This is a genomic window from Pseudoduganella guangdongensis, from assembly GCF_009857475.1.
Classification (GTDB): domain Bacteria; phylum Pseudomonadota; class Gammaproteobacteria; order Burkholderiales; family Burkholderiaceae_D; genus Rugamonas; species Rugamonas guangdongensis.
In genome coordinates this window covers 103558-113128 of record NZ_WWCJ01000018.1, presented here as the reverse complement: position 1 = coordinate 113128, position 9571 = coordinate 103558, and the positions used below count along the sequence as shown (strand labels likewise).

7 protein-coding genes are annotated in these 9571 nt (G+C 66.2%); 2 read left to right on the top strand and 5 right to left on the bottom strand.

Annotated features, from left to right (window positions below):
- Nucleotides 1-1016, top strand: a 1016-nt coding sequence (locus GTP41_RS21200; RefSeq protein WP_161027578.1) for a cyanophycinase, incomplete at its 5' end; no start/stop codon positions are given.
- On the opposite strand, the gene GTP41_RS21195 is transcribed toward GTP41_RS21200, so the two are convergent.
- From GTP41_RS21195 to GTP41_RS21175, 5 genes are all read right to left on the bottom strand, one after another.
- Nucleotides 995-3052: an alpha/beta hydrolase domain-containing protein gene (locus GTP41_RS21195; protein ID WP_161027577.1), complete on the bottom strand. Its 2058-nt coding sequence runs from the start codon at nucleotides 3050-3052 to the stop codon at nucleotides 995-997. The genes GTP41_RS21200 and GTP41_RS21195 overlap by 22 nt on opposite strands.
- Before the next feature lie 43 nt (nucleotides 3053-3095).
- The gene (locus tag GTP41_RS21190) at nucleotides 3096-5774 is read right to left on the bottom strand and encodes a DNA topoisomerase III (RefSeq protein WP_161027576.1); all 2679 of its coding nucleotides are present in this window, start codon (nucleotides 5772-5774) and stop codon (nucleotides 3096-3098) included.
- A 148-nt stretch (nucleotides 5775-5922) separates the two neighbouring features.
- Entirely contained in the window at nucleotides 5923-6387 is a 465-nt protein-coding gene (locus tag GTP41_RS21185; RefSeq protein ID WP_161027575.1) for a Smg family protein, read from the bottom strand.
- Nucleotides 6388-6436: 49 nt separating this feature from the next.
- Entirely contained in the window at nucleotides 6437-7726 is a 1290-nt protein-coding gene (gene dprA, locus GTP41_RS21180; RefSeq protein WP_161027574.1) for a DNA-processing protein DprA, read from the bottom strand.
- 5 nt (nucleotides 7727-7731) lie between these two features.
- Nucleotides 7732-8832 carry a LysM peptidoglycan-binding domain-containing protein gene (locus GTP41_RS21175; RefSeq protein WP_161027573.1) on the bottom strand — a complete coding sequence of 367 codons (1101 nt, stop codon included), beginning with the start codon at nucleotides 8830-8832 and terminating at the stop codon, nucleotides 7732-7734.
- A gap of 187 nt (nucleotides 8833-9019) precedes the next feature.
- Between GTP41_RS21175 and def the strand changes: the two genes are divergently transcribed.
- Nucleotides 9020-9559: a peptide deformylase gene (def, locus tag GTP41_RS21170; protein WP_161027572.1), complete on the top strand. Its 540-nt coding sequence runs from the start codon at nucleotides 9020-9022 to the stop codon at nucleotides 9557-9559.
- The last annotated feature ends 12 nt before the right edge of the window (nucleotides 9560-9571 follow it).

Genomic DNA, 9571 nt, shown 5'->3' with positions numbered 1-9571 from the left:
TGCCCAGCGCCGCCGCGCGGCCCGAGCGTTCCGGCGCCAATATAGCGGCCACGCTGCGGCGCTACGGCGCCGACGCCTTCGTGGTGCCGGTCGCCGTGCGCCTGGCCGGCAGCGACTACCGTGCGCGCGCCGACGACGCCGCGCTGGCCGAGGCGGTGCGCGCTGCCGGCGGCGTCTACTTCAGCGGCGGCGACCAGGCCCTGGTCACGCAGGCGCTGCTGCGGCCGGACGGCAGCCGCAGCGCGGTACTGCAAGCCGTGTGGGACGTGTACCAGCGCGGCGGCGTCATTGCCGGCACCAGCGCCGGCGCGGCCATCATGAGCAGCACCATGTTCCATGACCCGCGCCCCACGCTGGCCATGCTGCAGCAGGGCCTGACGACGGGCCGCGACCTGGCGCCCGGCCTCGGCTTCATCGGCGGCCAGGTCTTCATCGACCAGCACTTCCTGGTGCGCGGCCGCTTCGCCCGCATGTTGCCCGCCATGCTGCATGCCGGCTACCAGCTTGGCCTGGGGATCGATGAAAACACGGCCGTGGTGGTGCGCGCGCAGCGCGAGCTGGAAGTGGTGGGCTACAAAGGCGTGCTGCTGGCCGACCTGTCGCAGGCCAGCACGACACCCGGCCCGTTCAATGTGGCGAACGCCCGCCTCAGCTACCTGGACCGGGGCGACCGCTTCGACCTGGCCAGCGGCCGCCATACCCCGGCGCCGGACAAGGCCGGTGGCCGCCTCGATCCCGCGCGCCCGGCCCTGCGCGGTGCGCTGTATGCCAACGACATCCTGGCCAACAACGCGATTGTCGAATTAATGGAGCGCCTGATGGATAGCGACCAGCCCGAAGCGCTCGGCGTTGCCGGCGGCGACCCGCGCGCCGCGCCGCCGCAGCCAAGCTTCCGTTTCCGCCTGTCGCGCGATGCGGCCAGCGTCGGCTACGCGTCCGACAGCGCGGAGGCGTACTCCCTGCTCAATGTGCGGCTCGACGCCGCCCCTGCCGCTCAGGGCGCCGCAAACAGGTAGTTGCAGCCCTGCTCGGCCGGGTCGCGCGCCATGATGCGGTCGTACAGGCCGGCGCGCTCGGCGATGATGCGTTCAACGTCCTCTTGCAGCAGCAAGCGCGCCGCCAGCTGGCGTTCGGCGGCGGCGCGGGTGGCGGCGAGGAAGGCTTCGCGGTTGGCGTAGCGCGCCTCCAGGCTGGGGCGCGGGTCGTTGCCGGCCTTGCGCTCCGCTTCCGTGCGGGCGAACGGCACGAAGCTGCCATCGAAGCGCGAAGTGAAGCCGGCAAAGCCGGTTTCCGGCGCGCGCAGGTTCCAGCCGGTGTGGGTGCCGAGCGGCGCCTGCATTTCCACCAGGCGCACGCCGCCCCGGTCGTTGCCGTCGGCGTCCGGCGCCGGCACACGCGTTTCGTAGGGCACTTTCTGCTGCGGCGGCACGATATCTGCGATGCCTTGCAGCGGGAAGCGCGCGCCGAAGTCCAGGCGCGGCTGGCGCAGGTTCTGCGCCGGCGGCGCGATGCCCGGCACGGCGGGGAAGGCTTTGCGGTAAGCCTCCACCGTGACCAGCGTGCCATCCTCCACGCGCGGATAGGCGCTGGCGGGCGGCAGCGTGCCCTTGCTGGTCCAGGCGTCCAGCGCCAGCATCAGCGCGCGCATCGGCAGGTAGTGGTTGCTGGTGGAGACGCAGGCGGTGAACGGGGCGCGCGTGCGCGAACGGCCCACGTAGTGCTGCGCGCCCATGAAGCCGTACACGCGCACATTGGCGGCCGGGCCGACATCGCCCGAGCCGTCCGGCGCCGTGGTCAGCAGCGAGGCGCCGCGGTTCCAGAATTCGGTCGAGGTATTGGCGATGACGATCTTGGGCAGGCGGCCGCGCTTGTCCTTGGCCTTGTCCAGCGTGGAGGCGCTGCGGCCCGTGAGCGGATCGCGCGAAGGCAGGCTGGTGAAGGGGAAGGCGTCGGCCGGATAGTCGTGCTCCTCCAGCATCGACGGGTGGCGCGTGGGCTGCACAAAGCGGCTGTTAAAGCCCGCCGAGCCGCCGGCGCCGGGCACCTGCAGGAAGGCGCCGTCAAAGGCCAGCCTGCCCTGCTCGTCCACATTCAAGCCATCGTGCAGCATGCGGCCGATCACGCGCGCCGACTGGCTGATGCCGAACACCAGCACGTTTTTCGGCGGCATGGCGTCTTCCACCGGATTGTCGCGGAAGTAAGCCAGCAGGTCGCGGATGCCGGCCAGGCCGGCGCCGCTCACGCGCGGATCTTTCGCCTCGTAGCGCACTTCGTAAATGGCGCCGGGCTGGAAGCCGCGCTCCAGCTTGATGCGGCCCGGGCCGCCCGCCTGCTCCGGCGCCACGAAGTGCCAGCGCGCACGCGGCAGCACCTTGCGCTCGCCGCCCTGGCTGGCGCGCTCCGTCAGCACGGCATGCGGGTCGTCCGCCGTGGCCGGCTCATAGGTCAGGCCGCGCATGCCAGCGTAGGTCGCCACTTCAGCGGCGGCATTGACGATGAATTCGTTGGCCACCATGCCGCGCACGCCCTTCGCCACCGGCGGCTTGAACACCAGCGGCCGCGCGCCCGCCGGCTGCGGCGCCACGTCCCAGGTCCAGGCCGAGAACAGCATGCTGAAGCCATGGCGCATCAGGAAGCCGTCGCCCGCGTCTTCCGCCGTGGTCGGGTCGTTGTTCTTCGGGCTCTTGCCGTTGATCTGGCCCAGCATGGCGATGCCGCCGCGATTGTTCACGTCGTACACCAGCGTGGTCGACCTGCCGTGCACAGGGCGCAGCAAGACAAACTCGCTGGAGAAGCGCACCATGCCGCGCTTGTCGCGCGGCGCGCGCTTCAGGTCCACGATGGGGAGGTTGGGCGTGGCTTTCGGGTTCAGCGCGAAGTGCGCAATGCCGCGCAGCTTCTCATACTCCCCCGCCTCGCCGAATTTCACGCCCGGCGCGAAAGGCGCGCGTTCGGTAATCTCAATCCGTTCGACAGCTGCGTGCGCGGGCGCCGCCACCGCCAGCGCCGCCGCTGCGATGGCGCGCAGCGCCGGAATGCGGGATTTCTTCATAAGGTCGTATAAAGTAAAACGGGACCGCAAGGGTCCCGTTGGTTTATTCCGCTGCCGCAGTCTTTTTGGCGGCTGCCTTTTTGGCTGCCGGCTTCTTGGCCGCAGCTTTCTTGGCTGGCGCCTTCTTCGCCGCAGCCTTGGCGGCTGGCTTGGCCTTGGCCGGCGCCGCTGCCTCGTCCGCGCCCGCATCGCCGCCGGCATCGGCCTTGGCGGCGGTCTTCTTCGCCGCAGCACCCGGCTTGGCCTTGCGCTCCTCGAACTCGAAGCTGATCTTGCCGTCCTTGCCGCGCACCAGGAAGGCCTTGAACGGCCGGCGGGTACGCTGCGAGACGAAGCCCGGCAGCAGGTCGGTCTTGCCCTCGTTCAGCAGCTTGGCCATCTGCTCCGGCAGGATCTCCTGCTGCAGGATGATGCGGCTGGAACGGAAATCGCAAGTCTTCGGCTTGGCCACCTGGTTTTCGCAGGAATAGGCCAGACCCATCTCGTACACGCCGGCATTGCATTTCGGGCACGGGCCGACCGGGGTCTGGCCGGTGAAGTCCACGCCCTCGCCTTCCTCGCCGTCATCGTCGTTCTGGCCGAAATCGAACTCCAGCTTGAAGTTCTTGATCTCCTCGTCCTTCACGATGCGCAGGATGGCAGCGAACGGACGCCCCATCTTGGAGCGGAAGCCTTGCAGCGGGCCGATGGTGCGCTCGCGCAGCAGCTGTTCCACTTCCGCGATTTCGAACTGCCGGCCGCCCGGCACCTTGGTCATCGAGAACTCGCACTTGGTGCAGGCGAAGCGGCGGTAGTTTTCCTTGACCACGCCGCCGCAGTTCGGGCACGGCGCCGACAGCGTCGCATAGTCGCCCGGGATGGTGTCGTTGTCGTATTCCTTGGCGCGTTTGACGATGATCTGGGTCATCTGGGCGATCTCGCGCATGAATTCTTCACGCGAAATGCGGCCCTTCTCCATCTGCGACAGCTTGTATTCCCACTCGCCGGTCAGTTCCGGCGCGGTCAGCTCGCTCACGCCCAGGCCGCGCAGCAGCGTCATAAGCTGGAAGGCTTTCGCCGTCGGCATCATCTCGCGGCCTTCGCGCAGCAGGTATTTCTCGGTCAGCAGGCCCTCGATGATGGCGGCGCGGGTGGCCGGCGTGCCCAGGCCCTTGCCGGCCATGGCGTCGCGCAGTTCATCCGAGTCCACCAGCTTGCCCGCGCTTTCCATGGCGGACAGCAGCGTCGCCTCGGTATAGCGCGCAGGCGGTTTGGTCACCAGGCCGTTCGGCGTGACCTTCTCGGTCAGCACCTTCTCGCCTTTGGCGACCGGCACCAGGTTGCCGCCGCCGCCTTCCTTCTCGTCGTCGCCGGCGGCATCCTTGCCGTAGATCGCCAGCCAGCCCGGGTTGGTCATCACCTTGCCCTCGGTCTTGAACTGGTGGCCCGCCACCTCGGTGAAGCGGGTGGTGACCAGGAATTCCGCCGCCGGGAAGAACACCGCCATGAAGCGGCGCGTGACCAGGTCGTACAGCTTTTGCTCAGGCTCGCTCAGGTTCTTCGGCTGGATACCGGTCGGGATGATCGCAAAGTGGTCGCTGATCTTCGTGTTGTCGAAAATGCGCTTGTTCCGCTTGACCCAGCCCTTGTCCAGGATCTGCTTGGCGAACTGGTTGTAGTTGTTGCTTTCCTTGATGACGGCCAGCGTGTCCTTGACGGTCGGCAGGTAGTCTTCCGGCAGGAAGCGCGAATCGGTACGCGGGTAAGTCAGCACCTTGTGCTTCTCGTACAGCGCCTGCGCCAGACCGAGGGTATTTTTTGCCGAGAAACCAAAACGCGAGTTGGCTTCGCGCTGCAGCGAGGTCAGGTCGAACAGGCCGGGCGACATGGAGGTGGTCGGCTTCGACTCCTCGCTGACATTGCCCTGCTTGCCCCTGCAGGCCAGCGCGATCGAATCGGCGGCGGCCTTGCTCCACAGGCGCTCGGCGCGTTTTTCCGGATCGTGCTCGTCCTTCTTGAAATTGGTGTCGAGCCAGCGGCCTTCATAGATGCCGGCGGCGCACACGAACTCGGCGCGCACTTCCCAGTAGTCGCGCGAGACGAACTTCTTGATCTTCTCTTCGCGCTCGACCACGATCGACAGGGTCGGCGTCTGCACGCGGCCCACGGTGGTCAGGTAGAAGCCGCCCTCTTTCGAATTGAAGGCGGTCATGGCGCGGGTGCCGTTGATGCCGATCAGCCAGTCCGCCTCGGAGCGGCAGCGCGCCGCGTCGGCCAGCGGCAGCATTTCCTCGTCGCTGCGCAGGTGGGTGAAGCCGTCGCGGATCGCGGTCGGCGTCATGGACTGCAGCCACAGGCGCTTGACCGGCTGCTTGGCTTTCGCATTCTGCGCAATCAGGCGGAAGATCAGTTCACCTTCGCGGCCCGCGTCGCATGCGTTAATCAGGGTGGTGACGTCCTTGCGCTTGATCAGCTTGTTCAGCACCTTGAGGCGCGATTCAGTCTTGGCGATCGGGTTCAGCGCAAAGTATGGCGGGATCATCGGCAAATGGGTGAAAGTCCATTTGCCGCGCTTGACATCGTGCTCTTCCGGCACGGCGATTTCCAGCAGGTGACCCACCGCCGAGGACAGCACGTAGTCGTCGGATTCGAAATACTCATCGTGCTTGCTGAAGCCGCCAAGGGCTTTCGCGATGTCGTTCGCGACAGATGGTTTCTCAGCGATGATGAGGGCTTTACTCATATTTATAGTTCTCGTAGGTGTGTGCGGCAGCGCGCATCATACAACATTCGCAAGTAAAGGAAGTCTTTGGGTTTCATGACTGAAACCGCAACGCTGCAAATATTATTACGGAAACGGCCGGCGCAGGGCAACGCTGGCAAGAGTGCGCTCAGTGCAACAGGCGTGGCGCCTGGTCTTCCTCGGCACCGAACAGGTCGTCGAACATCAGGGCGTCCGGCTCCTTGCCCTGGCTCCACAGCAGCATCAGCACAATGATTTTCAGCTTGCCCAGCGACACTGGCGCCTCGTCCAGCGCCAGGGCGCGTTCGATCACGATTTCACGTTGCAGCGGGGACAACAGGCCGGCGCTCTCCAGGAACTGGATGAAGCCGACGGCGGAAGCACCAAGTACGTCGAGCTCCTGGCGCACGTAGAAACGCGTGCCCTTGGAGGCAAACGCCGACGACTGCTCAACGCCAGCCATGGCGGTGAGATCGTTCAGCCAGACCAACGCCTCGGAAATTTCCACGTCGTCAAAACCGACTGCGGAAAGTTTCTTTGCCAATGCTGCAGGTTCAGGGCAGGCATCAGGGCGGTAATAGGTCTCGTACAGGTAAACCAGGATGTCAAACATGCCGCTACTTTAGCAGCATCTGCGCGCCCGGCACAAGCTTCGCGGCGGTTCAGGGGGCTCTCACACGTTGGAAAGTACCGCCCGGCAGCCTTTCCACCACACCGGCCAGTTCCAAAGTTAACAAGCTTGCCTGCATATCACTTGGGTCAAGTTGCAACCTTGTAGCCAGCTCATCGGCGCCGACCGGATCGTAACCCAGCGCCTGCAGCAAGCCCCGCGCCAGCTCGTCCAGCGCGCCGTCCCCCACCCCGCCCGCCATGCCCGGCACGCCGCCCGGACCGACGCCCAGGTCCTCCAGCAAATGCCCGGGCGACGCCACCAGGCGGCCGCCGCTGCGGATCAGGTCATGGCAGCCCACCGACTGCGGCGCGTGCACCGAGCCGGGCAGCACGAATACTTCGCGCCCCGCCTCCAGCGCGGCGTAGGCCGTGATCAGCGAGCCCGACTTGGCGGCCGCCTCCACCACCAGCGTCGCCCGCGCCATGCCGGCGATGATGCGGTTGCGGATGGGAAAATGCTCGGCGCGCGCATGCGTGCCCAGCGCGAACTCGCTGAGCAGGCAGCCCTCCTCCGCAATGCGGCGCGCCAGGCCGGCGTTGCGGCGCGGATAAATGCGGTCGATGCCGGTGCCGATCACCGCCACCGTGCCACCGTGCCCGGCCAGGCCGCCCTCGTGCGCGGCGGCATCGATGCCGAGCGCCAGGCCGGACACCACCAGCAAGCCCGCCCGCGACAGCGTTTCGGCGAAGGCGCGCGCATTGGCCGTGCCCTGCGTGGTGGCCTTGCGCGCGCCCACCACCGCCACCGCCTCGCGCTGCAGCAGGCCGGGGTCGCCTTTGGCGTGCAGCAGCAGGGGCGGGTCGGCAATATGCCGCAGGCTGGGCGGATAGGCGGCATCGCCCAGCCGCAGCACGTGGTTGCCGGGCCGGCTGGCCCACTCCAGCGTGGCCTCGGCCAGGCGCAAGAAGCGCTCCGGCATCGGGCCGGCCAGCAGGCGCGCGGCCTGGCGCGACAGGCGTTCGCCCGCGCCGTCCGGCTCGAAGCGCGGCAACCAGTTCCAGGGCCGCGCCCGTGATTGGGCCGGCGCCGGGCCGAACGCGGCCTCGGTGTCGTCCGTGGCATGCGCCCGCGCCGGCGGCTCGGCATCGTTGCGCGCGGGCGGACCGGCCAGGAGCAGGTTGGCGGCGCTGAAAACAGCTTGGGGGGACTGGTAGAACTGCAGCAGTTCAAACGCTGCGTGACGGCTGACGCCCGGCGAGTTTGCCAGGCGCAGCCACGCTGCCAGGCGCTCGACGTCCTGGCAGGCGGGGGTGGGGGCGTCCGTGTCCTGCACGGCCATGGGAGTTACTCCGCTGACTTGGCGACATCCCCCACGACGATTGGTTCAGTCACCTGCATGATCAAGCCGTACGACACCTTCTTGAACACGCGGAAGATAAACAGGCTGCCTACGCGCTCATCGGGCAGCTTGACCTGCGGCTTGTTCAATCCGTGCCAGCCTTTTTCGCCGCCCGGATCGGTCACCGTTTCACCTCGATGGTACAGCTGTAGCACGGATCCGACATCGAGTCCGTCAAGCTTTCCGCGATTAATGCTGACAACCTGGTTCTGGCCCGCGTGCGTGACGCCGCCATAGATCGCCAGTACCTGCGCCGTGACATCGGCGTCCGGCGGGTGCGGCACGTAGTTTTGCATCGGCATGGGCGGCATGGCCATCAGCATATCGCCCTTGCCCATCTCCTCCTTGGCGTTCTGCACCACGAAGGTGTGCACATCGCTCCCCTTCTCGGCCACCGCTTCCAGTTTCAGGGTGCCCAGGTAGAACGCCTCCTGCGCCACCACGGCCTTGGTGACCGGGTCTTTCAGCGGTTTGCCCGGACGGAACACCTGGAACGAGGTGCCGCCCTTCAGGTCGCCCCGCACATAGGCTTTGTCATCCTTACCGAGGTACACCCGGCTGCCGCGCGTGGCGATGATGCGCGGCGCATTCTTCAGTTCATCGTCTTCGATGATCAGCGGCTGGCTCAGGAAGGGCTCGATCACGCCGGACGGGATGGATTGCACCGCATCCTTGCCCAGGCCCTGCATGCGCAGCTGCGGCGACAGGCGCATATCCCCGGCGCCGGAACCATTGCCGCCCACCTTGGTGCCAAGGCGCAGGCGGCCGGCCGCGCGGTCGAACCACACCACCTGCCCCGGGTAAATCCAGTGCGGGTTGGCGATTTCTTCTTTGTTCATGCCCCAGACCTGCGGCCAGCACCAGGGCTTGTCCAGGAAAGTGCCGGCGATGCCCCACAGGGTATCGCCCTTGACGACGGTATGGCTGTCCGGTGCGTTCGGCTTGAATTCGCAAACGAGCGGTTTCGCCTGGGCCGAAACGGCCGTCACACCGCAAAACAGGGCGGCGGCCAACAGGCGGCGGCTGCTTGTGCTAAAATTTTTCATTGATATATCCGTTAGGTGCGGCAATGACGGAAGGCCCGAAAGGCTTGCCTCACTGAAATCAAATTCTGCCCATATTACCCTGATCAAGCAAGGAAATCGTGTCACAGGAGCAACCGTGCACACGTTATAAGGGCCGTTTACCGCACATTCGCTGCATAATTATTGTCGTTTGACTAAGATCCAACCCGTGAAACTGAATATTCTCCGCTACCCCGATCCCCGCCTGCACAAGGTCGCCAAACCCGTCGCCGTATTTGACGAGCGCCTTGCCAAGCTGGTCGACGACATGGCGGAAACCATGTACGACGCCCCCGGTATCGGCCTGGCCGCCACCCAGGTGGACGTGCACGAGCAAGTGGTGGTCATCGACACCACCGAGGACAAATCCGGCCTGACCGCCTTCATCAACCCGGAAATTCTGTGGTCGAGCGAAGACAAGCAGGTGTACGACGAGGGCTGCCTGTCCGTGCCCGGCATCTACGACGGCGTGGAACGCCCGTCCAAGGTGAAAGTGCGCGCCTTCAACGTCAAGGGTGAAGCTTTTGAGCTGGAAGCCGACGGCCTGCTGGCAGTCTGCATCCAGCACGAGATGGACCACCTGCAGGGCAAGGTCTTTGTCGAGTACCTGTCCCCCTTGAAGCGCAACCGTATCAAGACCAAACTGCAAAAAGAAGAACGCGGCCTGCAGCGCGAAGAAGCGCTGCGCGCCGCGGGTCGCCGTTACTGACCGCCGCGGGGG

Excerpts from the sequence above, each read along its gene's own strand:
- GTP41_RS21195 (WP_161027577.1), bottom strand. The coding sequence starts at position 3,052 with ATGAAGAAATCCCGCATTCCGGCGCTGCGCGCCATCGCAGCGGCGGCG.
- GTP41_RS21190 (WP_161027576.1), bottom strand. The coding sequence starts at position 5,774 with ATGAGTAAAGCCCTCATCATCGCTGAGAAACCATCTGTCGCGAACGAC.
- GTP41_RS21185 (WP_161027575.1), bottom strand. The coding sequence starts at position 6,387 with ATGTTTGACATCCTGGTTTACCTGTACGAGACCTATTACCGCCCTGAT.
- dprA (WP_161027574.1), bottom strand. The coding sequence starts at position 7,726 with ATGGCCGTGCAGGACACGGACGCCCCCACCCCCGCCTGCCAGGACGTC.
- GTP41_RS21175 (WP_161027573.1), bottom strand. The coding sequence starts at position 8,832 with ATGAAAAATTTTAGCACAAGCAGCCGCCGCCTGTTGGCCGCCGCCCTG.